The 24,269-nt window shown below is 37.3% G+C and carries 25 protein-coding genes; 17 read left to right on the top strand and 8 right to left on the bottom strand.

Annotation, left to right across the window (positions count from 1 at the left end; all coding sequences use genetic code 11):
* Positions 1 to 49 precede the first annotated feature (49 nt).
* The 9 genes from HFC68_RS03980 to nagA all read left to right on the top strand — a co-directional run bounded on the left by HFC68_RS03980 (position 50) and on the right by nagA (position 9,747).
* Positions 50 to 1,558: a sialate O-acetylesterase gene (locus HFC68_RS03980; protein ID WP_011673860.1), complete on the top strand. Its 1,509-nt coding sequence runs from the start codon at positions 50 to 52 to the stop codon at positions 1,556 to 1,558.
* Positions 1,559 to 1,888: 330 nt separating this feature from the next.
* Positions 1,889 to 2,284, top strand: a complete 396-nt coding sequence (locus HFC68_RS03975) for a PTS sugar transporter subunit IIA (RefSeq protein ID WP_011673859.1) — start codon at positions 1,889 to 1,891, stop codon at positions 2,282 to 2,284.
* A 5-nt stretch (positions 2,285 to 2,289) separates the two neighbouring features.
* Complete coding sequence (locus tag HFC68_RS03970; protein ID WP_011673858.1) at positions 2,290 to 4,314, top strand: hypothetical protein; 2,025 nt, start codon at positions 2,290 to 2,292, stop codon at positions 4,312 to 4,314.
* A 27-nt stretch (positions 4,315 to 4,341) separates the two neighbouring features.
* Positions 4,342 to 4,836: a PTS sugar transporter subunit IIB gene (locus tag HFC68_RS03965; protein ID WP_002834170.1), complete on the top strand. Its 495-nt coding sequence runs from the start codon at positions 4,342 to 4,344 to the stop codon at positions 4,834 to 4,836.
* Between the two features lie 15 nt (positions 4,837 to 4,851).
* Positions 4,852 to 5,769 (top strand): PTS sugar transporter subunit IIC, encoded by a 918-nt coding sequence (locus HFC68_RS03960; protein ID WP_002834169.1) that lies wholly within the window; start codon positions 4,852 to 4,854, stop codon positions 5,767 to 5,769.
* A complete protein-coding gene (locus tag HFC68_RS03955) occupies positions 5,753 to 6,577 on the top strand; it encodes a PTS system mannose/fructose/sorbose family transporter subunit IID (protein ID WP_167399691.1) in 825 nt (274 codons plus the stop codon). The genes HFC68_RS03960 and HFC68_RS03955 overlap by 17 nt, the downstream gene beginning before the upstream one ends.
* A 79-nt stretch (positions 6,578 to 6,656) precedes the next feature.
* On the top strand, positions 6,657 to 7,391 hold the full coding sequence (locus HFC68_RS03950) for a GntR family transcriptional regulator (protein ID WP_011673856.1): 735 nt from the start codon (positions 6,657 to 6,659) through the stop codon (positions 7,389 to 7,391).
* 23 nt (positions 7,392 to 7,414) lie between these two features.
* Entirely contained in the window at positions 7,415 to 8,590 is a 1,176-nt protein-coding gene (locus tag HFC68_RS03945) for an SIS domain-containing protein (protein WP_011673855.1), read from the top strand.
* An 11-nt stretch (positions 8,591 to 8,601) separates the two neighbouring features.
* Entirely contained in the window at positions 8,602 to 9,747 is a 1,146-nt protein-coding gene (gene nagA, locus HFC68_RS03940) for an N-acetylglucosamine-6-phosphate deacetylase (RefSeq protein WP_011673854.1), read from the top strand.
* Between the two features lie 751 nt (positions 9,748 to 10,498).
* On the opposite strand, the gene HFC68_RS03935 is transcribed toward nagA, so the two are convergent.
* Complete coding sequence (locus tag HFC68_RS03935; RefSeq protein WP_002834159.1) at positions 10,499 to 10,951, bottom strand: MarR family winged helix-turn-helix transcriptional regulator; 453 nt, start codon at positions 10,949 to 10,951, stop codon at positions 10,499 to 10,501.
* A gap of 224 nt (positions 10,952 to 11,175) precedes the next feature.
* A complete protein-coding gene (locus HFC68_RS03930; protein ID WP_011673853.1) occupies positions 11,176 to 11,445 on the bottom strand; it encodes a hypothetical protein in 270 nt (89 codons plus the stop codon).
* 248 nt (positions 11,446 to 11,693) lie between these two features.
* Between HFC68_RS03930 and HFC68_RS03925 the strand changes: the two genes are divergently transcribed.
* From HFC68_RS03925 to HFC68_RS03910, 4 genes are all read left to right on the top strand, one after another.
* Positions 11,694 to 11,903: a hypothetical protein gene (locus HFC68_RS03925; RefSeq protein WP_002834156.1), complete on the top strand. Its 210-nt coding sequence runs from the start codon at positions 11,694 to 11,696 to the stop codon at positions 11,901 to 11,903.
* A gap of 62 nt (positions 11,904 to 11,965) precedes the next feature.
* Complete coding sequence (locus HFC68_RS03920) at positions 11,966 to 12,190, top strand: DUF2922 domain-containing protein (protein WP_002834155.1); 225 nt, start codon at positions 11,966 to 11,968, stop codon at positions 12,188 to 12,190.
* Between the two features lie 190 nt (positions 12,191 to 12,380).
* Complete coding sequence (locus HFC68_RS03915) at positions 12,381 to 12,593, top strand: hypothetical protein (RefSeq protein WP_002834154.1); 213 nt, start codon at positions 12,381 to 12,383, stop codon at positions 12,591 to 12,593.
* A gap of 210 nt (positions 12,594 to 12,803) precedes the next feature.
* Positions 12,804 to 13,694 carry a serine hydrolase gene (locus tag HFC68_RS03910; protein WP_160211261.1) on the top strand — a complete coding sequence of 297 codons (891 nt, stop codon included), beginning with the start codon at positions 12,804 to 12,806 and terminating at the stop codon, positions 13,692 to 13,694.
* A 54-nt stretch (positions 13,695 to 13,748) separates the two neighbouring features.
* On the opposite strand, the gene HFC68_RS03905 is transcribed toward HFC68_RS03910, so the two are convergent.
* Positions 13,749 to 15,167, bottom strand: a complete 1,419-nt coding sequence (locus HFC68_RS03905; RefSeq protein ID WP_011673851.1) for a C69 family dipeptidase — start codon at positions 15,165 to 15,167, stop codon at positions 13,749 to 13,751.
* 116 nt (positions 15,168 to 15,283) lie between these two features.
* Here HFC68_RS03905 and HFC68_RS03900 point away from each other — a divergent pair, with 116 nt between their 5' ends.
* Together HFC68_RS03900 and HFC68_RS03895 are read left to right on the top strand one after the other, a co-directional pair.
* Positions 15,284 to 15,907, top strand: coding sequence for an endonuclease III domain-containing protein (locus HFC68_RS03900; RefSeq protein ID WP_002834150.1), 624 nt, complete (start codon positions 15,284 to 15,286; stop codon positions 15,905 to 15,907).
* Positions 15,908 to 15,978: 71 nt separating this feature from the next.
* Positions 15,979 to 17,277 (top strand): D-serine ammonia-lyase, encoded by a 1,299-nt coding sequence (locus tag HFC68_RS03895; protein WP_011673850.1) that lies wholly within the window; start codon positions 15,979 to 15,981, stop codon positions 17,275 to 17,277.
* A 52-nt stretch (positions 17,278 to 17,329) separates the two neighbouring features.
* Here the strand turns inward: HFC68_RS03895 and HFC68_RS03890 are convergent, their stop codons facing one another.
* Positions 17,330 to 19,141 carry an FtsX-like permease family protein gene (locus HFC68_RS03890; protein ID WP_069825528.1) on the bottom strand — a complete coding sequence of 604 codons (1,812 nt, stop codon included), beginning with the start codon at positions 19,139 to 19,141 and terminating at the stop codon, positions 17,330 to 17,332.
* An 11-nt stretch (positions 19,142 to 19,152) separates the two neighbouring features.
* Complete coding sequence (locus HFC68_RS03885) at positions 19,153 to 19,911, bottom strand: ABC transporter ATP-binding protein (RefSeq protein WP_002834147.1); 759 nt, start codon at positions 19,909 to 19,911, stop codon at positions 19,153 to 19,155.
* A gap of 159 nt (positions 19,912 to 20,070) precedes the next feature.
* On the opposite strand from HFC68_RS03885, the gene HFC68_RS03880 reads away from it, so the two are divergent.
* Entirely contained in the window at positions 20,071 to 20,361 is a 291-nt protein-coding gene (locus HFC68_RS03880; RefSeq protein WP_011673848.1) for a hypothetical protein, read from the top strand.
* Positions 20,362 to 20,402: 41 nt separating this feature from the next.
* Here the strand turns inward: HFC68_RS03880 and HFC68_RS03875 are convergent, their stop codons facing one another.
* Entirely contained in the window at positions 20,403 to 20,966 is a 564-nt protein-coding gene (locus HFC68_RS03875; protein ID WP_011673847.1) for a TIGR00730 family Rossman fold protein, read from the bottom strand.
* Between the two features lie 318 nt (positions 20,967 to 21,284).
* On the opposite strand from HFC68_RS03875, the gene HFC68_RS03870 reads away from it, so the two are divergent.
* Positions 21,285 to 23,219: an acyltransferase family protein gene (locus HFC68_RS03870; RefSeq protein ID WP_011673846.1), complete on the top strand. Its 1,935-nt coding sequence runs from the start codon at positions 21,285 to 21,287 to the stop codon at positions 23,217 to 23,219.
* Positions 23,220 to 23,270: 51 nt separating this feature from the next.
* Here the strand turns inward: HFC68_RS03870 and HFC68_RS03865 are convergent, their stop codons facing one another.
* Positions 23,271 to 23,999: a hypothetical protein gene (locus HFC68_RS03865; protein WP_011673845.1), complete on the bottom strand. Its 729-nt coding sequence runs from the start codon at positions 23,997 to 23,999 to the stop codon at positions 23,271 to 23,273.
* Between the two features lie 27 nt (positions 24,000 to 24,026).
* Positions 24,027 to 24,236, bottom strand: coding sequence for a hypothetical protein (locus tag HFC68_RS03860; protein ID WP_002834141.1), 210 nt, complete (start codon positions 24,234 to 24,236; stop codon positions 24,027 to 24,029).
* Positions 24,237 to 24,269: the final 33 nt, after the last annotated feature.

Raw genomic sequence — 24,269 nt, 5'->3', positions numbered from 1 at the left:
CAATCTGTTAGTTAGGAGGGTCTGGCCTTTTTATTCAGAGAGGTTAAGCATGGAAAGTTTCGAATTACATGTTGATCAAATTTTTTCGGATAATATGGTTTTGCCGGCGGGAAAATCATTTCAGATTAGCGGTGCGGGAAGAGCGGGTTCAACCGTAAAAGTAAAAATTGCTTCAGATATAAAGCGTGCAATTGTAAAACGCGATGGTCGGTGGACATGTCGCTTTGATCCAGTGATTGATACTAGAAGTTCATTTGAAGTTCAAATTGCAGATGATCGGGAACAAATCTTACTAAAAAAGGTGCGTTTTGGTCGAGTGATTTTAATGGCTGGACAATCCAATGTAGGCTTTCGGATGGTACAAGACCAGGATTTTGAGACTGAGGTAAATCATTTCACATTGAACAATATCGCCTATTATAACGTTCCGCAGCCTGCATTTTATTTCCAAAATGGACAAGTGGAAGTCTATCAATCAAAAACTACCCACTGGCATCAGTTAAAGACTACTAATCTCGGACACATTTCGGCAATGGCTTTTTACGCAGTTAAGCGGATGACCGAAGAAGATCCTCAGCTACCGATCGGGGTTGTTTGTTGTACTAGGGACGGGGCATTAGCTGCAACTTGGTTGTCGAAATTGACGCTTACTAGCCAACCACAGTTGATGGATGAAATCGTTCGTCCATTTGAGAAACAACTGCAAAATAAGCCCAACCGAGAGTTTGAAGAAGAGGTAAAATTATATCGTCAAAAAGTTCAGCGTCATAATCGACGAATGTATAAATTTATGAAAGATAATCCTAGTGTCCCATTGGGAATGGCTCTTAATATTGTTGGACAAACGCCTTGGCCACCACCGGTAACGCCAGATAGTTATTTAAAACCAGGTACCTTATTTAAAGCAATGGTATTAAAGATTAAAAATTATTCATTCGATCAAGTGGTTTGGTATCAAGGTGAGACAGATATTGAAACGCGTCATTTGTATGATGTGTTATTGAGGGAGATTATCAATGATTGGCGCAGAGTTTTCCAAGACTATTCGTTGCCATTCTATATTATTCAGTTACCAAAGTATGCTAACGTACTTCGGAATGCTTGGGCAGAAATTAGGCAACAAATGCTGAAAGTGAGTCAAACTTTAGCGGCAGTTCACCTAGTTTCTATAACGGATACAGGGGAATTATATAATCCTCATCCGGTTACGAAAAGAATTGCTGGCACACGGCTAGGGAAAATTCTGGCAGGGACAACGTATTCAAGTACGCCGGTTTTTAATCGAATTATTAAAGATAAGAATCAAGTCCACCTTAAATTTAAAGGCGTCCAACACATACATGCTACCCAAAATTGCCATATTGAAGGATTAGTTAATGGTGTTTGGCAATCGATTCCAGCAAAGATTAAGGATGATCAAGTCGTTGTTGAGTTTCCTAACGGGACTACGCAAGCTCGATATGGATATAGTAATGCGCCAATCTTAACGTTATACAACGAACAAAATGATCCGATTGCTCCTTTTTTAATTAATTTAGATGAAGATAATTTAATATAATCGAAACTTTGGTTTGTAAAAAATCAAAGTTTTTTTATTACTAATTTATTGAACAAACCGATTTGAAAATGTCTATGAAGAATTTTTAATAAATAGTGATGATACTGGTGAAAATTGTAAATTTATACCATCTATACCAAAATATAAACGCGAAAAATTTAGTATAAAAATCCCATGAAAAAGGCATTTTTAGCGCCTATAACTTGGTTGACAAACTGGTACCAACCAGTTATGATATGAATTGAGCTGGTAGTAATATCAGCTGTTTATTTACAGGTGTTTGTAAGCGTATACAACATAATTACAAACCCTGGGATGGAGGAATGTTACATGAGATTATTGTTAATGAGTCACGGAAATATGGCGGTTGAAACTTTAGCTAGTGCGGAAATGATTCTTGGGCATATTGATAACATGAAGGCTATTGGGCTTCAACCTAATCAAGGTCCAGAAGATTTACAGGCCGAAGCAGAGCAGTTTATCAATGACAACCCCAATAACGAAAAGACAATGGTGGCGGTTGATTTACTAGGTGGAACCCCCTCCAATGTTGTGGTTCGTTTGATGGCTGAACATCCAGAACTTGAAGTAGTTAGTGGTTTGAATCTTCCCATGGTGATTGGTTTTGCCAATCAAGTAATGATGGGAATGGAAGTAAGTAAACAATCTGTAATTGATGAAGCACAAAATGGAATTATTGACGTAAATGCAAAACTAAACGGGTAAAAAATATGGCAGAAACCTATCAATATTCATTAAGATTCGCAATTGATCCTTTTAACTGGAATGAAGAACGAGCGAAGAAGTTAATTAAATTTTGTCAGGAAGCTCGAATTGACAATGTAGTCTTTTTTATTAACCCAGAAGAGTTAAACCAAGGGCATCTTACCATCGATCAAGTTAGAACGCATTGGTTGCCTACGGTAGCAAAGGTTTCTAAACAGCTAGCAGAGATGGACATAACAACAAGTTTAAATCCATGGACAACGCTGATGCATAGCGATCGTGGACAAAAAGTTAGTCCAGAACTGGGTTTTGGAACGATGGTTGATTATCGAGGTCAACACGCTGAATCCATTGCTTGTCCTGCAGATCCTAGGTGGGTTGAATATATTGCTGATATCTACGGTGAATATGCCAAACTCCAACCTAAGGAATTATGGCTGGAAGATGATTTTAGACATTACAATCACACACCAATCAAACTTGCATGTTTTTGTGAGCGGCATATGAAGATTTATTCGGAAAAATTAGGACGTAAGGTAACCCGTACTGAATTTGTCAAAAAGCTCTTACAACCAGGGAAACCCACGCTTGAACGCAAAATATATCTCAGTGTTGCGCGAGTAGAAATGAAAAAAGTTGCCCGTTTAATCCAAAAGACGGTCGCTAGAATTTCTCCCACCACAAGGTTGGGTTTGATGAGTTCTTTTCCCGAATGGCATGCAGTTGAAGGACGCGATTGGGACGGTCTATTTGATAGTTTATCTGGTACGCATTTACGAGTTAGTCGACCACATTTACCAGCATATAACGAAGTTTCTCCTTTACAGTATTCACGAGATTTTGAACGTTACTCCAGAGTGACTACGGAATTAGTTGGCAAAAATTCAGACGTATATCCTGAGCTGGAAAGTTATATGTATTCGCCATTTGTTAAATCAAGAATGTTTACTAAATTACAATTGGAAAGTACACAAATGCTGGGCGCTACGGGAATTTTGCTGAATTTATTCGATATGATGGGGAATGGAATCGATGAAACGTATGACTATGCTGAATTATTGGCAGAATCCAAAGACTTAATGAATTTGGGAACTCAACATCGATTGAATGTGGAACAACTCGATGGAGTAAAAGTTTTAGTATCTCAGGATGCCTCGTTTAACCTCCAGACTACTAGAGGCGAAAACCCAGAGGAACTCTTACCTAAAGAGTACAGTTGGTTATCACTTTTGGGTAGTTTAGGAGTGGCATGTAAACCGGAAAAATGGACGGATACAAGCAATTTTGAAAACGAAGTGTTAGCGGTTAGTGGTCAATTTTTTAACAATCTAAATGATGAACAAATCACAGCATTGCTTAAAAAGAATGTCATGTTTTTAGATGGTGAAAGTGTTCAAATTCTGTTTGAAAGACCAATGTTGAGAACATTAATTGACGCAGAAAAATTGGAAATTAAGCGGGCTCGAACCAATTATCAATCTTACGAACAAATTGATGGAATGGTCATTGATCAAATTGAGAATCCGCGGGTCACCATGCTTCAACATACGGGGGATTATTACAAAATCGCTTATGAGAATGCAAATAAAGTTGAAATTTTATCAAGTGCATATAGTGCGAAGGCTGAAAAATTAGGACCAGTGATGACCATTATCAATGGGCGGACGGTAATTTTACCAATGAATACCGACCCTAAATATGGTTGGGAATCGCAATATTATTCAATTAAAGCTAAGCTTTTAAAACTTATTTTAAATAAAACTACGGATATAGATTACGTAGTTGATATGGCTGGAACTAAGATTACGGCGTCTTCAAATCAAATTGTACTTTCAAATTTCACGATTGATGATCAAAAACAAATTCAAATTCATTTATCTAAAACTAAGCAACAACAAGATTGGAAACTTTACTTCCATGAAGGAGCAAAACTTCAAGAGTTAGCGGTTAAACCGGAATGGATTGAGCATGATGTATTAACCATCCCATATCAACTAAAAGGCTTAGAAACAGTAATTTTATTAGCATAGTTTTGAGAAAACAAAGGAGTGAGTAGTATGACAATTTCAGCGGTACGAATTGATGGACGGCTAATCCATGGACAAGTAGCCAATTTGTGGACAACGAAGCTCGGTGTAACAAGAATTATGGTGATTGATGACAAAGTGGCTGCAAGCGATATTGAAAAATCGGGTTTGAAATTAGCTCGACCAGCTGGTATTGATTTGAGTGTGCTCTCTGAAAAGGTAGCTGCTGATCATATTAAGCGTGGCGGCTATGATTCGCAAAAAGTATTTATTGTGGTTAAACGACCACAAGTATTATTGGACTTGGTTAACGACGGAGTGAAGTTAGAAACGATTAATGTCGGAAATATGTCACAGACGGATGAGACGACTCAAATCACTAATTCTATTAATGTAGTGCAAGACGATGTAGATGCATTTAAGGCACTACATGAAAAAGGAATTAAAATCACTCAGCAAATGGTTCCTGGTGATCAAGCCAATGACTTTATGGCAATTTTGAAAAAATTTGATACTAAAAAATAAGAAGGAGGCGTTCTTATGGGTTCAGGTATTGCAATATGGCAAGTAATTATTTTAACAATTTATTCAATGTACCAGATTATGGATGAGTTAACGCTCCAAACTAGTTTAAGTCAACCAATCTGGGCCGGGATTATTGCCGGTTTAGTAATGGGTGATCTTAAAACGGGTTTGATCATTGGTGGTAGTTTGCAATTAACCGTGCTTGGGGTAGGAACTTTTGGAGGAGCTTCTAAAATTGATGCAAACTCAGGTACAGTTATGGCTACGGCTTTTGCGATTGGGACAGGTATGAAACCCGAAGTTGCGGTTGCAGCTTTAGGGGTTCCGGTTGCTAGTTTGATGATTCAGACTGATATTGTTGCACGTTTCGCTAATACTTTCTTCCAACACAGAATTGATAAATTAATTGACGAAGAAAATTACAGTGGTATTGAAAGAAATTACCTTTATGGATATCTTCCATGGACATTATCACGTGGTATTCCTGTATTTCTAGCACTTGCGTTTGGTGGTCCATTTGTACGTACAGCCGTAGATTATATGAATACCAACTTAGCTTGGTTGAGTAACGGTCTTGCAACTGCGGGCGCACTTCTTCCTGCCGTTGGTTTTGCTATCTTGCTTCGTTATCTACCAGTTAAAAAGCATTGGCCATACTTAATTTTAGGTTTTGTTATCACAGCAATGCTTTCAACAATTTATGGCAATGTAACCCTACTTGGCACAACTATTGCCGGAATGAATGCAAAGTTCACGACCGTTTTCGCAAACCTTCCAATGTTAGGAATTGCTTTGATTGGTTTTGCGCTAGCTGCAATGCAGTACAATCGTTCCGTTAAAGAAAGCAATTTAGTAGCTGCACAACCTAAACAAAATGCTGGTGCAACAGATTTAGATGAACAGGATGGTGAGATTCATGGCGACGAACTCTAATAAGACTAATTATAAATTAACTGATAAAGACTTTAAGCAAATGAATATCCGTAGCCTCTTATTCAACCAAGTTGGATGGAATTACGAACGTATGCAAGGATCCGGTTATCTTTACTTGATTCTTCCCCAGCTCCGTAAAATGTATGGTGACCATACTCCCGAGCTGAAAAAAATGATGAAAATGCAAAATCAATTCTTTAATACAAGTAACTTCTTTAATACTATTATTTCAGGAATTGATATGGCGATTGAAGAAAAAGAAGGTGTTAATTCACTTGAAACCGTTGCGGGAATTAAGGCAGGTTTAATGGGACCTTTTGCCGCAATTGGTGATTCGATTTTTGCCGCTTTGGTGCCTGCTATTATGGGAGCAGTTGCTGCTAATATGGCGGTTCAAGGTAACGTTGTAGGTGCTATTTTATGGATGTTAGTTAACTTCGTTATTATGTGGTTCCGCTGGATTCAACTGAAATTTGCCTACAAACAAGGGGTAAGTTTAGTTAATGAAATGCAAGGACAGCTAAATGCTTTGACGGATGCAGCAACGTTACTTGGAGTTTATGTCGTAGGTGCTTTAGCAGCTACTATGGTTAATACTCATGTGATTTTCGTAGCACATTTAGGGAAGATGACCGTTAACTTACAAGATAAGATTGATATGATCATGCCAAAATTGGTCCCTGCTTTAATTGTTGGAGCAATCTATTGGATGCTTGGTCGAAAGAGAATGACTTCAACAAAAGCTATCTTTATCGTGATTATCGTGGCAGTTGTGCTATCAGCACTTGGCATAATCGGTAAAGCTTAACATTAATTGCCACTCAAAACCTAAATTTGGTATATCATATAAATTATGAATCAGATTTAGAAAGTGTGGTAATCAAACCATGGGATTTAACTATAATGAAAAGCAACCTGTATATGGACAGCTTGTTGATGAATTAAGAAAACAAATTAAAAATAACTATAAACCAAATGACAAATTATTATCCGAACGTGAAATTATGAGAAAGTATGAAGTGAGCCGTAATACGGTTCGCGAAGCCTTAAGTGAACTAGAAAACATTGGGTATATTTACCGCCAGCATGGTAAGGGGACTTTTGTAGCAAGTTGGATGGATGATACGACTAAAATTGGTGATGAATATAGTTTTACGGAACAAATGAAATCGCTTGGTCGCAAACCGGAAACAAAGATCATAGAAATGTCAGAGCGTAAAGCCGATGAATATTTTAGTGGCAAGCTAAGAATTAATGTTGGAGATCCCATTGTTAAACTCAAACGGCTCCGTTTGGCGGATGGAATGCCAATGATGATTGATCGAACTTACCTTCCTGCTGAAAAATTTGAAAATCTGTCAATTTATGAGTTAGAAACGAAACAACGTTCGCTCTATAATGTTTTTCTAGAAGACTATGGTGAAAAAGTTCGTCTAGCAGATGAGATGCTTTCAGTAGGGATTATTAGTGATAAAGATGCCGATTTATTAAAGATTGCACCTAATTCACCAGGATTCATGCTCCGTCGAACAACATACAATCATAAAAATGAAATCATTGAATATACCATTAGTAGCGCTCGTGGTGACCAATTTGTTTATAACATTAAGTATAAGCATTGATGGATGAGAGGAGAATTCCCACTATGTACAAAATGACTGATAATGAATTAACCCAAATGGGTGCTGTTATAACAACTCGTGAAATACAACAAGAACCAGAACTATGGTTAGAAACTTTTAAAATCTACCAAGAAAAGAAGCAAGCAATTGATGCTTTCTTAGGGAAGATTGAAAGCGAATTCAATGAACCGGTACGAGTTGTTTTTACCGGTGCTGGTTCTTCAGCTTATGTTGGAGATACAGCGATGCCATACTTAACTGAAAATGGTGATCGAAACCATTTCCGTTTTGAAGCAATCGATACAACTAAAATTGTTTCTACCCCTAAACAATATCTTGAAAAAGATACACCAACGATTTTAGTTTCGTTTGCAAGAAGTGGTAACAGCCCCGAAAGTGTAGCAACGGTAGATATAGCTGAAAAGTACGTTAAACATCTATATCAAATAACCATTACATGTGCTCCAGAAGGTAAACTTGCGCTCCATGCCCAAGAAGATGATAAAAACTTAGTTCTAATGCAACCAGCACGTTCCAATGATAAAGGTTTTGCAATGACTGGTAGTTTTAGCTGCATGTTACTTACAACGTTATTAGTTTTCGATGCTCAACATTCTGATGAACAGAAAGAAACTTATGTTAACGCCATCAGTAAAATGGGTCATGAAGTGATTGACCGGGTTGATGATATTCAGAAATTGGTTGATACCGATTTTGAACGGATCGTTTATCTGGGATCTGGTGCATTGGGTGGACTAACTCGTGAAGCACAATTGAAGGTTTTGGAACTAACAGCTGGACAAAAAGTGACCGTTTTTGATACTTCGATGGGCTTCCGACACGGTCCTAAGTCATTTGTTAATAGTAAGACACTCCTTTTTGATTTCGTTAGCAACAATGCTTACACTCGTCAGTATGATGTGGATATTCTCGAAGAAGTGGCAGGAGACGAGATTGCACCAGTCGTTATGGGCATCGGTGTTCAATCAGCCCACAACTTTACAGGTAGCAACTTTAATTTTGCTAATGGAGATGATTCTATCCCAGATGGTTATATGGCCTTCCCTGATGTAATGTTTGCTCAAACGATCTCCTTACTATCATCAATCAAGGTTAAGAATACACCGGACACTCCTTCAGCAACGGGGACAGTTAACCGAGTAGTAAAAGGTGTAACAATTCACGATTTTGAAGGATAGGAGCGAGAAGTTTGGAATATTATATTCATGCAGAAAAATTCTTTTTAGGTAGTAATGTAGAAATGGGAGGTTATCTCCAAGTTGTTGATGGTAAATTTGGTAGATATCAAAAAAATCAACCAGATGGAGATATCGTAGAATATAGTGATAAATGGATAGCTCCTGGGCTAGTGGATACCCATATTCATGGCTTGTTGAATCACGATGTGATGGATGCAAGTGCTGAAGGAATTGAGGCCATGGCTAATGGGCTACTAAAATGTGGGGTAACTTCGTGGCTGCCAACGACTTTAACGGCTAGTTCAGAACAGTTGAAAGAAGTGGTTCAAGTAATTAGCAAGAACCTTGATCACTTTGAAGGGGCTAAAGTTCAAGGTATTCACTTTGAAGGACCATATTATACTGAAAAACATAAAGGGGCTCAAAATCCGAAATACTTCGAAAACCCTAGTATTGAAGAATTTCACGAATGGCAAGCAGCAGCTAATGGCATGATTCGTAAAATTTCGATTGCACCAGAGCGTGATGGTGCAGTAGAATTTACGGCTCAAATTAGCTCTGAAGGGGTTACGGTAGCTTTAGGACACAGTGATGCAACCTTTGAACAGGCCAAGGCTTGTGTTGAGGCTGGGGCAACCATGTTCACTCACACATTTAATGGGATGAGTGGATTAGATCATCGCGAACCTGGTATGGCAGGTGCAGCTCTAAGCTTACAAGGTGTAACAGATGAATTAATTTGTGATGGGCACCATGTGAATCCATATGTAGTCAAGATTCTACTGGATGCCAAAACTCCTAGTAAGGTAGCTTTAGTTACGGACTGTATGAAAGCTGGTTTAATGCCAGATGGCGACTATATTTTAGGAGAATTTCCAGTTATTGTGCAAAACGGTACGGCTCGTTTGAAAGATAGCAGTCATAGTTTAGCAGGCAGTATCTTACTATTAAAAGACGCCATAAAGAACGTGGTTGATTGGAATGTAGTTACTCCTGAACAAGCTATACAGATGGCCACCGCAAATGCGGCCGATAGCGCAGGAATTGGGAGCAAATGTGGACACATTTTACCAGGCCGCGATGCTGATTTTATTGTGTTAGACCGAGAAATGAAGCTAGATAAGACATACCTAAATGGCGAAAAAGTGGTTGGATAATAATTATTACAAAGACGTAGTAGAGGATAACCCAAACCTCTTCTACGTCTTTTTGATTGTTTAGGGGTGTAGGAAGTTTTTTAATAAATGAAGTAATAACCTTAAACGTCCTAGATTAAGGTTAGGAACTCGGAAAGAAGTGAGGAATAAAGCAGTAGAGACAGTGAAACACCCCTCTAGGGAAGTAGATGGGTGTTTCTTTGGGTAAGAATATTACGTCACGTAGTTTGGGAAAGCTGTGCTTCGGGAAGTACTACGCAACTAGGGTAAGAATATCTAATGGATGATAATCGGCTTAGGGAGTTACCTACATCCATTAGATTATCTATAATATACTTCAAGTTGGAAACGCTGTCAATGGTTAATAGGGTATAATGATGATTTTTTTAAATAATTCAGTTTGATTAAATTACGCACAAATATAAATTCTAAAGCAACAAAAAAAGTAGATCTGGGGAAGCAGATCCACTCTTTGGGTAAGAAGGGTATATGAGCACTAATAGGGTACTTGAAAGGCTCATTCAATACCCATACTAGAGCAATTATGGGCTGGGAAACCTATGTTCTAGTACACCTACAATATACCTCTAACTGAAAACGCTGTCAACCAAATGATCCCCCATATGTGAGAAATTAGATAGGTTTCACGTGAAATCATATCGTTTCCAACATTTTAAAAATGCGGAGGTAATGATTGCTTTTATTTTTAAGATGAACTCTGGGTATCAGCTAGAAAGAGATGCAATTAAAATTATCTATCATTTAGTTCTAAACTTCTATCCGTAAAATTTTTTGCTATATGTTGTGAATATTGCATAAACTCTTTAATATCTGCTGGCGAAAAATCTTTAAAAGCGGTTTTTTCCACATCGTTCCATACCTTAGCGGCCTGAATAGCTAACGCCTTACCTTTAACGGTCAAACTAATTATGGTTACCCGCTTATCTTCAGTAGATTTATGAGCATTAATTATTTCAGCTTTTAGTAATCTTTTTACAGATTTAGCAATCGTTGAATGATCCACACAGAGCGCTTTAACCAGCTCATTTTGTGAGCGGTTATCTTTGCGCAATAGCTCTACCAGGATTAAATCTTGCCCCGGATAAAGTCCAAGTTTGCGTATTTCTTTGGTGGCGAGGTTTCGATGACTCAATACCAAATTTATAATTGATGATCCTAACGGAAAATCAAGATTAATGTCCATTATTTTCCTCCATAACCAGCGCCGTGTTTAAACAAACATGGTGATGTTGTTAAATTTCTTTCTATATTATCAACCAAATTAAGTTAAGTTTCAATAAAAAGGTTGCCAACCACTTAAACTCAAATTTAAGCACGTTTTCCTACAATAAATGTTGTTTTATATGCAAGATGATCCAGGAAGTTAGAGACATAAAGTAAGAACTATAGGTGTGATACAGAGGAGGGCTATTTTTTACGAAGGTGGGTCTGTTCGGTCTTTTGTTCATTTTTTTGATATTGATTGTCCCAAATGCTGAGGAGGAGAATTTCTCCCACAACGAGAATAATTAAAAAGGCCCAGAAACTAGCTTTTTGAGCAATTAAATAATAGTACAGCATACTGCCCGCAAATAAAATTGGAATTACTGCACCTGAATATTTATATTTAATACGACTGCAGAGGTACTGTAGCCCTGCAATAGCGATAATAAGTAAAGTTCCAATTACGCTACTCATAATAAATATTTTCTCCTTTGATTTGGTAGACATTGATACTTATTGTTCTAATAAACTAATTATAAAAGGAGATTAACTTAAAATCTATGTTAGCTATTAAAAGTCATCAAAGCTTAACATAGTAGTCTATCCAAATAAGATATAAAAAATTTAATAGATTTAGTTTACATTTTTAATTTTGATTCGTTATTAGTAAGTGTAAGTCGTCGCGACACTTATATTAAATGATAAGAAATGAGGATGAAAACATGGTTAAAACTTGGTTGAAAACAGGAATCAGTATCACAATGGAAGGCCCAGATCATGAAAAAGGGGTTCGAAGAGCTTTTTCAAACGTGGCGCAAACAGTCACTGCCGAACAAGTAACGGAACTAGCTAAAACACTTGAAATGGTGTCTACTGATAATGTAACTGATGCTCAAATTACAACAACTGAAAAAGTTATCCTAGAAAAGTAATCAAAACTAAATAAACCAATTGGCATTCATATATCAAGCTTAAAAATTTTGGAGGAGTAACTATGAAACTATTAGACTTAGAATTTACTAATGCAGCTGGGAAAGCCCAACATCTAAAAATTAATTACGTAAAACAAGGTTTGGATGAAGCAACTGTTCGACAAGCAATGGACAAATTAAGTGCGGCTAAGCTATTTCAAAAAGATGGTGAAGACATGTATGTAACACCAAAAGCAGCGCAATACGTAGAAACAATTCACGAACCTATCTTTACAGAAAATAACTAAAATTTAAAAGTCACGGCAGAAATATAGTGTCCTTAAAAGATAGAATTTGGGGACAACTATAAAAAAGCTGTGGCTTTTTATTTAACAAAATTTAAAACTGGTGTTATAACATAGTCGTGGGGTGCAACAAAAATGAACGACATCATTATTATCAGATGATGTTCACCCACGCATTTTGGAGGCTTTTAATATGGCAACAACATTAAAAACAGAACTTCTTGATCAAAAGATGACAGAGGTATTTGACTGGAGTAACGATCAAACGCCATTAAGAGACGCAATGTGGAATCATGTAATGGATGACAATGGTCATGATACGATGAAGACCATTGCGGAGGCCAAAAAGTGGGAAAATATGAACGATGCAGAGCTCAAGAAAACTGCAGAACAAATGTTAAAGTAAAATCCTAAGGCCTATAAATTCACCTTTAAAAAACTGGAGTAAGCGTATTAATTATGCTTATTCCAGTTTTTTTGTTTTTTCAAGTAAATTTAAGACCAGTAATTAAATTATTTAAATTTGGGAAAATGTTACAAAAAATAAACATTGTATAGACGTCAATTGCTGGTTATAATCGAACTGGCATATATAATTTTAAAGGGGTATAGATGAGTGACATTTCACGGTAGGCGATTAAATCGCAAAGGAAAAATCTGGTTGACGGGATTTTTGCTAATTGTATTTTCGATCACATTATTGATTGTAGAAGTGCACCATCTTTTACACTCGCGCTCTGAGACTACAACGCACATTACAACCAAACAAGCACCAAATTCAGGATTTAGTAAATATATGGATAAAAAAGTTGGCAAGTTAAGCCAAACGAATACTGATTTAAAAAATGAAAATTTTGATTTTACCATTTATGATGTCGCCAAGCAAAAAACGTATCGTTGGAGTCAAGGCAAGATTAGCCAAATGTATACAGCAAGTACCGTTAAAGTTCCAATTTTAATTGGATTACTCCATCAAGATGCTAAATTAACAGCTAGTGATAAAAAATTAGTTGCGGGAATGATTCGTCAGAGTAGTAATGCTGATGCTACGGCTATATTTAAAAAAATGGGTGGAGTTAGCGGATTAAATGCTACTTTTGCTAGACTGGGGATGGATCATAGTCAAGCTAGTAGTAAGTGGTGGCTTTCAACAGTTAGTTCCGAAGATTACATTAAATTATTGAAACATCTTTTTGTAAAGTCGAGCAAAATTAGTCGTACAGGTCGCAATTATATTATTTCAGAGATGTTTCAAGTTAATTCAAAACAACAGTGGGGAATCAAGGGCTTTAGCGATACACCTAATTTCTTAGCCAATAAAAACGGCTGGACCTTATCTGGAAGTTGGATTATGAATTCGATTGGGGCTGTCGAAGTTAATGGACATCTCTATTTGATATCCATTCTGAGTGATAATCATCCAGATGGTCAGGGGAATGTGGGGCTCAAAACAGCTAAAAAAGAAATGACGTCGCTGGTGCGCATGGCTGGTGAATACATCTTATAAAACAAAAAATGATGAACGCTAAACTTTAAGGTTTAGCGTTCATCATTTTTAATATTAGAGATTTTTGTCCATGTTAAAGGTTAGTTTTGATAATAACAAACCAGAAGCTAACAAATCGTTGAAATGGTTCATCGTACGTTCTTTCATTGCTTTAACAGTAGCATGGTTGGCTTCTGTTAAGAATTGAGTTAGCGCATCGCCTTGTAGGTTAGCAGCTTGAGCATCAATTTTAGCAACGCGTCCACGAAGGAACTCTTTTGAGGCGGTGACGTAATCAACGTTGGTTTGGATGAAGTTACTGTAGTGTCCTTCAACTACTGAGCCAACGGCACGATACATCCAGTAAGCGTCATCAAGGTTCATAGTAGCTTTAGTAGCACGATAGCTAGGATCTGTATCGGTCGCATTATTGAAGAAAGGTACGTAAGGGCTGAATGCTGGAACCCCGAAGTTTAGCCAGAAGATAGCTGAACGATCTTCGGGGACATCATTACGAATTTGAAGTACGTGAGAATTTTGAGTACGGTTCATTGAAATTGGACGGAACTTCAATCGATCAGCGTCAGCACCATGACCAAATGGATCGTACTTAGTTTCGTTATAGTGTGAACTTAAAATGGCACCGACATCTTCCACGGTGATTTTACGGCTAGCTTGACGAATAAATGGTAAGTCTGAAGATTGTGGGTCTTGTTCAATCTCTGGATTCAAATAACGTTGGCCATACCAAACACGAGGAGTGTTGTAATGACGGTCTTTTTCTGTATCTGTACCGAAAATACGACGGAAATTCCAGCCTTCGTGATCAAGGTTTAAATGATGTTCTTCAACAAATTCTTGTATGCCATCTGACCACATGAAATTATCAGGATCATCGAAATCGACTTGTTGAATGGCAACTTGGTTGGCAGCTACCGCATAAGAATCATCAGGAATTCGTTGAGCTACCCAATGATGACCAGTAACAATTTCCATGTACCAAACATCATTTTTGTCACTAAAAATCACACCGTTACCTTCAGGCGAACCATATTTAGCGATTAATTTTCCTAAATATTCAACGCCTTCTCGAGCAGAATCGATGTATGGTAGGACCATCGTAGGCATTGTATCTTCAGCTAAACCATTAGGAACCAAAGGATCGTAAGCCAAAGTATTTGGGTTACCGTAAACACTTTCCGTAGCACTCATGGCTACGTTTTTTTCGTTAAAACCACTTTCGTCGTAAATACCATCTTTATCGGGATCAATATTAGGAACGGCACTATGGCGATATCCGTTAGCTGGTAATTTGGCTGTGAAACCATTTTGAGATGAAACGATGGTTTCGTCTACACCTGTTTCAGCGGGATGCATATAAAAACGATGTGGAGCTAGTGGTAAAAATGTATCGTCATTGCGGGCAACCATAGTTGAGCCGTCAATTGAAGCATTTTTTCCGACTAGAACAGTTGTACAAGCTTTTTCAATCATATATTTAAATTCTCCTTAAAAACTTATAGTTGTTTCCAAGTATATTCTAACGCTAATTTTAGATTTATAGTGTTTTTTTGGAAAAGAATTATAATACATAGAGGGAGGAGACTGACATGGAAATTCCAACGATTTACAAGATGATGTATCAGAAAATGGGTAAACAGCCGTGGTTGGAAGAGTGGCAAGAATCGCCATGGGAAGTAGTCTATGGTGGCATCCTAGTCCAAAATACAAGTTGGGTCAATGTCGCACCAAGTTTAATGAATTTAAAGAACAACTTTAATTTTGATCCACATCGGATTTTGCGGCTTAGTAATGAAGCGTTACAAATTCAAATCCGTCCCAGCGGTTTTTATACGCGAAAATCGCAAACCATCCAAAATGTCCTAACTTGGGCACAAAAATATCAGTTTTCAATCGAAAAAATTGGAGCATTGCCAACGTTGCGCCTACGTAAAGAATTATTGGCTTTGGTGGGGATTGGTCCAGAAACGGCGGACTATTTGATGATGTACGCATTTGACCATGCAGGTTTTATAGCTGATAAATATAGCCAACGAATTTTTGAGTGGATGGGGCATCCATTACCATCTAAGTATGAACAGGCCAAAAAAGAAGTTGAAGCAGCAATTAATTTAACCGATGAAGAATGGAAAAATTTTCACGCGATGATTGTTAATTCTGGTAAAGAAATTAAAACTAAAGAAGAATTTGTGAATGAATACATTAATTCTTGAAATAGGGGTTAGCAAAGCATTCTAGGCGTTGTATACTAAATGTGAATACAATAACGAGGAGATAAAAAATTATGATTGATGTTGATGCTCTAAGCAAAAAATATCCAGCGATTAAGCAGATGCAAGCTTACGAACCAATTTTTTGGAAGAACCTGAATTATAAAAAGGAAGCTGAATTACCGGTTGGAGTTGAACATATCTTCGATGCTGAAGCTCGTTTTCAACGGTTTGCACCTTATTTTGAGGTAGCATTCCCAGAAACTTTACCAACACATGGAATTTTAGAATCCCCTTTGCTCAAAATGGATAAGATGAAGGCTGTTTTAAATGCCGAAGCTCAAAACCAAGTTAAGGGTGATTTGTATCTTAAGGCTGATAATTATCTACCAATTTCGGGCTCAATTAAGTCACGTGGTGGAATCTACGAAGTGTTGAAATTTGCCGAAAAAGTAGCAATGAAACACGGTGAAATTGTATATGGTGATAATTATGCTAAATTAAATGAACCACGCTTCAAGGATTTATTTGGACAATATGGAATTGTCGTGGGCTCAACGGGAAATCTTGGACTATCGATTGGTATTGTAGCTTGTAAACTAGGTTTTAGAACTAGCGTACATATGTCGAGCGATGCCGCTCAATGGAAGAAGGATATGTTACGTGAAAAGGGCGTTAATGTTGTTGAATATAACGACAATTTCACTCATGCTATTACAGAAGCACGTAAATCTGCTGAAGCAGATCCTATGGCTTACTTCATCGATGATGAAGGGTCGTACGATTTATTCTTGGGATATTCGGTTGCTGCAGTTCGTCTTCAAGCTCAATTGAAGGCTCAAAATATCAAAGTTGATGCAGAACATCCATTATTTGTATATCTACCTGCTGGAGTAGGTGGCAGTCCCAGTGGTGTAGCCTTTGGTCTAAAGAAGATTATTGGCGAAAACGTTCATCCAATTTTTGCGGAACCAACTCATATTCCATCTGTTTCACTAGGAATGATGACCGGCTTAAATGATCAAATTTCAGTTTATGATGCTGGAATTGATGGAGTAACTAAGGCTGACGGTCTTGCTGTTGGGCGTCCATCTAGAATTGCTGGTAAGATGATGGATACATTATTATATGGAATTCAAACTTTTGATGATCAAAAGATGATGAAGAATGTTGCAGAATTGCATGACTCAGAAAATGTGGATGTTGAACCATCAGCTGCTTCTGGTTTTACGATTTTAGATGACGTTCAAGCTCAATTGGAACAGGATTATCCAATGGAAAATGCTAGCCATATTGTTTGGGCGACGGGTGGTAGCATGGTGCCTAAGAATGATATGGACCAGTATGTGGCTGAAGGACATCAAGTTAAATAATTGAATACTAGGATATAAAAAAAGGTGAACCTCTATGGGTTCACCTTTTTATTTATTTCTTTTTAGGCAATACGATTAATTTATATAACCAAGTTGTTAGGAAGTAATACAACAGATATAGTACAACAAAAATTATGATTGGATATTGGATGTTTTGATAAGGATTATTATTGAAGAAGCTCTTAAACATTTGGAGTCCAAAGAGTACATCAATAATTCCTAGGATACCTGGAAGTGCAAATAGCACAAAGATTTCACGATTGATACTTTGGTTTAGTAGAGAGCGACGAGTACCAACCTTAGTTAGCAAGTTATAACGAATCCGGTCTTGTTGAGTTCCAGAAAGAATCTTGAACATCAAGCAACTTGCTAGCATTGCTAGGAATGCAATTCCTAAGAAGTAGCCGATAAATTCTAGTCCACCATAGATCCCACTAATCATTAAGAAGGCAGGGAAGGTACCAGCACCAATGCCAGTTTCATCCATTGTTGGATAAGCTTTAAGTTGGAGATGGTTTAACTTCTCTAAAACAGTACGGTTCTCAGCAATACTTTTAACCGTAATTAAACTAACAGAACCTTTTTTGGCGTTAATTTTATTAAAATCGTTTGTGGCATAGAATTTAGGAGCCGTGTCTAAAACAGAACCACCTAAACTTACAAAATCAAATTGGCTGCTAACTTCTTTTTTAAGCTTGCTGACAGAAACTGGAACGTTTTTATACGTATTCATAGTACCAGACTTACTTTGAGTTGTTTCAACAATCTTATATGGATGTTGAGCAAATTGATCTTCATTATAAATAACGTGGTTACCACTAAACTTTTGGTCATATTTAACGACTGTACGATCAGATAATTGTTCGATCAAACCTTGCTCTTTAGCTGTTGGATTGTTAATAGCAATAGTATAGGAACTATTACTTTTAGCCATTGAATCGATTTGACGGTTGAACGCAGAGCCCACGGTAATGGCCCCTAATGCTAAGGCGAACAAGAGGGACGTAATTGTTAAAATCTTAGTGTAATCCTGAACGCGGAACATAATTTGAGATAAAGTAAAATTGTTTAATTTACGACGTGCCCAATTAGATTTCTTAAGACGTTCAATAATAAGAATCATGCTTGAGTGGAAAATTAAATAACTCCCTAGCACGATAGTAACTAGGGCAATTGGAATAGAAGTTAATTTGAAGGTAGCAATTTGAGCTAGAGCATAGTAACCAATTCCAATTAAAATTACTCCAAATATTCCCGCAAAGTAAAGCCCAATTCCATGAGCCTTAATTTTGTTAACTGTATCATTTTGTTTAAGCAATTTGAGTACCGGAGTACGAATTAATGATTGAAGATTAAAAATTGCGGCAATGATAAAAAGTACTAAGTATAAAACAATGGTTGTCAGTACTGCTTTAAAATAGAATGGGTTAAAATGATGAAGCGCAATTCCAAGGTGTGAGAATAGTAACTTAGAAAGTCCCCCTGTTAAACCAATTCCCAGCAGTAAACCGATTGCGGTAGCAATGGCACCAACGACTAAAGTTTCGAAAACCATCAATGTTCCTACACGACGTTTTTTGGCTCCTAACATCATAAATAAACCATAATCGTGAAGTCTCATGTTTAATAAGAATGAATTAGCGTACATGACGTAAACTAAAGTGATAATTACGAGTAGTACCTCACCAAAATAAAAAACAGGAACAGCGAATCTAAAAGTAGTATTACTTTTAATAAAGCTTTCGTTGGTTGCCAAGTTGGCAAACATATAAAAGATAGCGGAAGACATTACAAGGCCGGTCAAGAGGACGATGTAGTCTCGTAATCGATTTTTGATATTTGAGAGTGCGAGTCTAGATAACATTTGTTTGCCTCCTATTGTTCAAAAGTTCCGAGTTTTTCAAGAATATCTTGGTAAAACTCAGTCCGTGAAACTCCGTTACGACGTATTTCTTGACCAATAACGCCATCTTTAATGAACAAAATCCGATTACAGAAACTAGCTGAAAAGGGATCATGAGTAACGAGTAAAACAGAAACGTTTTGTTTTTGATTAATGTCAGTTAGAAGTTCAAGCAACTCACGAGCACTATTAGAATCAAGTGCTCCAGTTGGTTCATCTCCTAATAACAGTGCTGGTTTGTGGACAATTCCACGGGCAGCTGCCACTCGTTGCTTTTGTCCACCAGAAAGTTCTGTAGGATACTTCTTTAAAAGGTCTTGAATGGATAGTGTTTCAGCCACAGCAGTAACCGCTTGGTTAATGGCACTTTTTTTAACCCCTTGAAGTGATAGAGGAAGCGCAATATTTTCTTCAGCTGTTAGTGTTTCTAGCAAATTAAAATCTTGGAAAATAAATCCAATTTCATTTGCCCGGAAATCCGCAATTTTGTCGCCTTTAAGGGTAGTAACATCTTGACTATTAATCATGACCTTACCACTAGTAGGTTGGTCTAAGGTAGCAAGCATATTGAGCAAAGTTGTTTTACCAGAGCCGGAAGCCCCCATGATTCCGACAAATTCGCCTTGTTCAACATTAAAATCAATTCCTTTTAATGCCTCGTATTGTTTTTCGTTTTTCCCCCCGTAAGTTTTACGTAAACCCGAAACGCTAACGATTGGTTGATTAATCATAAAAATCCTCCTCCTGAATCACTTAATTACTTGTGTAACTAACTATATAGATAAGGGAGTAGAATGTCAACTACAAAGTTTTTCGCCAATATGCTAGATAAATTGTTACAATAGTTTCAGAAAGCGTTTTCTATTAGAAATAATAAGGAGTGGACCCCTATGCTACATATGATTGGAATTATATTAACGATGTTATACGGCGGTTTTTTGATTTTTAGTGCCTACAGGATTGGGGTACAAGTTGAAACATGGATTACAGCCTTAAATGTTATTGTAGGTGCCTTGATGATTTTGACGTTGGTTCAACCGTGGCTGGGAATTATCGGATTGATATTGGCGTTACCAGTGGCATTAATTAATGGACAACTAATTTTTTTCAATATCAATTGGAATCATTTTATAATTCGAATAATTATTACCATTGGTTTAATTGTAATGATGCTGAAATAGGAATTTTGTACAAAAAAATGCGCTAGATGCGCATCATCGGGTTAATATTCACGAATTTTTGGTGGAACATAGGTGTCCATAAATTCTGCAATTTGTTCAACGGAATCACTGAAAAGGAGCTTTTGCCGAGCTTGACTGGTAAGAAAACCTTCGACCACCATATGATCATACATGTTTTGAAGATTATCATAGTAGTGATTAGTATTGAAAAGGACACATGGCTTATTATTGTCACCAATTAAAGACCAAGAAAATACTTCAGAAATTTCCTCCAACGTGCCGGGACCTCCAGGTAAGGCAATGAAACCATCTGCCATATCCATCATTAATTGCTTACGAATTGACATATCTTTGACTACTTGGAGATTTGAGATAGCTTGATAGCTTGCGCCCCGTGCTGCTAAATTTTCAGGAATAATACCATCGACATGACCACCATTTTCAATGACAGTTTTGGCGATGATTCCCATCAAACCAAATTGCCCACCTCCGTAAACTAAGCCAATATTATTACTAGCCATCCATTTACCTAACTTACGGGCGCTGTTAGCGTAGGTTGGATTGTTGCCGGCGGCTGCCCCACAATATACTGCAATTTTTCTCAAAATAATCACTCCTTAAGACAAAGTTAAATTAATCTTATCATCAAAATTTAAGCGCGAAAAGTGAATTAGGTAATCGTTAATTTAAATTCATTTAGTAACTTCGTTATTTATAACAGCAATAATGTTAAAGTTGTGTCATAATAATTAAGTGCTTTTTGAACTTTTAATAAAAAAAGTGAGAACATTATAAATAACGCATAGGTAAGGGTCTAAAGCCGGTACTTTAACAAGTTTAAGAATACGCAGCATTTGGGTATTCCGAGGAATAGATTGTGGGGAATAAAATTTGGTTTATTTAAATGTTAGAGGTGCGAAAAGATGAGAAGATCTGACTTACATGGGACTTCTATTGAGATTGAGCGAAAGAATGTAGGAGAACGACGCTATATCACAGGCTTCGATGGACTACGAGTGATGGCATTGCTAGGAGTTATTTTTTACCATCTGATGCCTTTTACCGTTCCTGGAGGATATTTGGGGGTTCCCATCTTTTTTGCCGTTTCGGGTTATCTGATTACAGATATTTTTATACAAGAATGGGATCGAACCGGAAAAATAAAATTGGGTTCTTTTTACATACGGCGATTACGTCGACTATATCCGACCCTAGTTATGGTTTTGGTAACAAGTACAGCCTATATGACACTTTTTGCGCAAAACCTACTATCCCATATTAGAAATATTATTTGGACTAATTTAGTATTTGTGTATAACTGGTGGCTTGTAAATAATGGGCAGTCCTATTTTGATCGCTACAATGGAGAATCACCATTCACGCATTTATGGTATTTATCGGTGTTGGCCCAGTACTACTTTATTTGGCCATTGATACTGATAGTATTATTGAAAATTTTTGGAGAACGTCGTGTTCAAGCGAGTGGAATTCTATTTTCTCTTAGTATCATTTCATCGATGCTGATGACCATTCTCTATCATCCAGATACAGTTAATCGAGTTTATTATGGTTCAGACACACGAGTTGCACCATTTTTGATTGGAGCAGCGTTAGCTTTTATTTGGCCGTCGACTCGCTTGAAAAAAGCGTTAAATGCGAGAACTAATTTAATTGCTAATATACTGGGTGGTATATTAATCCTAGTCATGGGAATTACATTCTTTACTATGCCGGGAACCACCGCAACGCCGTATTATGGTGGAATTTTCATATTCTCTATTCTGGCCGTTTTAATGATTGCAATCATCGCTCATCCGTCGTTTATGTGGAATCGCCTGTTGACTAATCCTGTATTCAAATGGTTGGGAAGTCGGTCTTATGGGATTTATATGTATCAACTACCAGTAATGATTTTTTACGAACAAAAAGTTACTAATATTGCGGCTCATCCAGTTTTAAACACTTTAGCACCACTAGTAATCATCTTAGTAATTAGTGAACTTTCTTATCGTTATATTGAAATTCCACTAGCTAAATTTGACTATCGGCAAACTTTTGCACTATTGAAAAAGATTTTTGATTTGAAATCTAACTTACAATGGCGTCGATACTTGGCAATTCCAGCTGTTTTAGTAGTTTTAATTGCTCTATTTGGTGCAGTTACTTCACCAGAAAAAGTGGTTCAAAAAACAGATGGATTACAAACTAAATTAGCTAAAAATAGTAAAGAGGCCGACAAGAAAAACAAAGAAGCTTTGGAAAAACAAAAGGAAACTAGTGCAGCCAAAACGAAGCAAAAAAAGGCTAAACTAACGAAACAAGAAAAAGAAATCGCTAAAAAGTATCAGTTGACTGATCAAGAAATGAAATTTGCTGCCGTAACTCCATTAACCGGAGTGGGGGATTCCGTTCTCGAAGATACGGGAGCAGACTTGCAGGAAATTTTTCCAACAGCTTATATGTCATCAAAAGTTGGACGGCAGGTTGATGAAGCGCCTGGTATTATTGCCGAATTAAAACGTCAAAAAACTTTAAGTGATAATGTCCTAATTAATTTAGGGGCCAATGGTCCGATTTCTGATAAGGACGTTAAAGCAGTCGAAGATGCGGTAGGTTCTAAACGTCATATTTTCTGGGTTAATGTCCATGTTCCAACGAAGACATGGGAAGGATCGGTAAATAAGACGTTAGATAAAGCGACTAAGCAATACAAGAATTTGACAGTAATTGACTGGTTTACACCTTCTAAAAATCAACCTGGTTGGTTCTATGGAGATTATGTCCATCCTAATCCTGATGGTTCCAAGCAATATGCAACAATTGTTGCTAAAAAAATCATTAAAACATTGAATAAATAAAAAAGCTTTGGTAAAAGGTTGTTAGCATTCACGATGGAATGCGCCCTTTTATCAAAGCTTTTTTGGACTTTGAAATGAAAAATGATGTCTAAAGGTTGGAACTACGTGTTGATCGGACCAACCTTGAACGTAACCTTGGGTAATAAAGGCCCAAACAGTTCCGAAACCAAATGACCATAATCGGCCGCCGTTAGCAAAGCAGCTAAGAGCGGTGATGATAAGTGGTGGGACATAACTAGCCCATTGTGAAACTGAGGCTAAACCGTGAAGATATCTAAAACGTAGAATGTAGGAAAGATCATCGTTGGGATGCATAATCAAATTCGCCCGTTGATAGAGTGAAACAGCTACAGCCACGCCCAATAAACCAATAATATCCAGAATAACAGAAGTTAAAAGCTGCCAAGGATGTTGAAAATTAGCTTGCAACTGGCTGATTTTTAAAGTATCACTCCAAAAAGGGGTGAACCATTGGACGAGATAACTAAACGGTACAACAAATAAAATGTTGCGGGCAAAACGAGCCCAATCCAAATGGCGCGATAAAAGCATGGTCAAAAAAGCTACTGAAACTCCGTATAAAACTAAAACCGTTCCCATCACGTGATTAGCAATTGCAGGGCTGGTGGTATGAGCTACCCAATGTGAGAGATTCACTGCAGAACCCGTCCAGACGGCGCTACCTAAACCCGTAGCAATGGATAAAGCGTTGGCCGCCGAATTTAAAATAATAGATATGACAAGCCAAAAGAAACGTCTTTTGACGTCAGCAGTTTTCAAAAAAATTCATCTTCTTCCTAGGACCGATTAATCCGTTTTAGCTTGTCCTAACCAGAAGTAAAGCCAAGGTCCGATAGGTTGAATAAATACTAAAGCTAACCACAGACCACGCGACCCATGACGGAATTTTTTGGCAGTAATAATATCTTTTAAAGCAATAAAAAGACCGGTAATTTCGAAAGCCACCACTGGAGCAAGACGTTGTTTTTGACGCTTAGTAGGTAGATGCTTGTGCATAATGATTCCTCCTAGCTGAATAAGTTAGGTTAA

This window comes from Pediococcus sp. EKM201D, assembly GCF_011800215.1.
GTDB classification, from domain to species: Bacteria; Bacillota; Bacilli; order Lactobacillales; family Lactobacillaceae; genus Pediococcus; species Pediococcus pentosaceus.
Note: the sequence above shows the minus strand (reverse complement) of the source record. Positions and strands in the feature narration are given on the sequence as shown.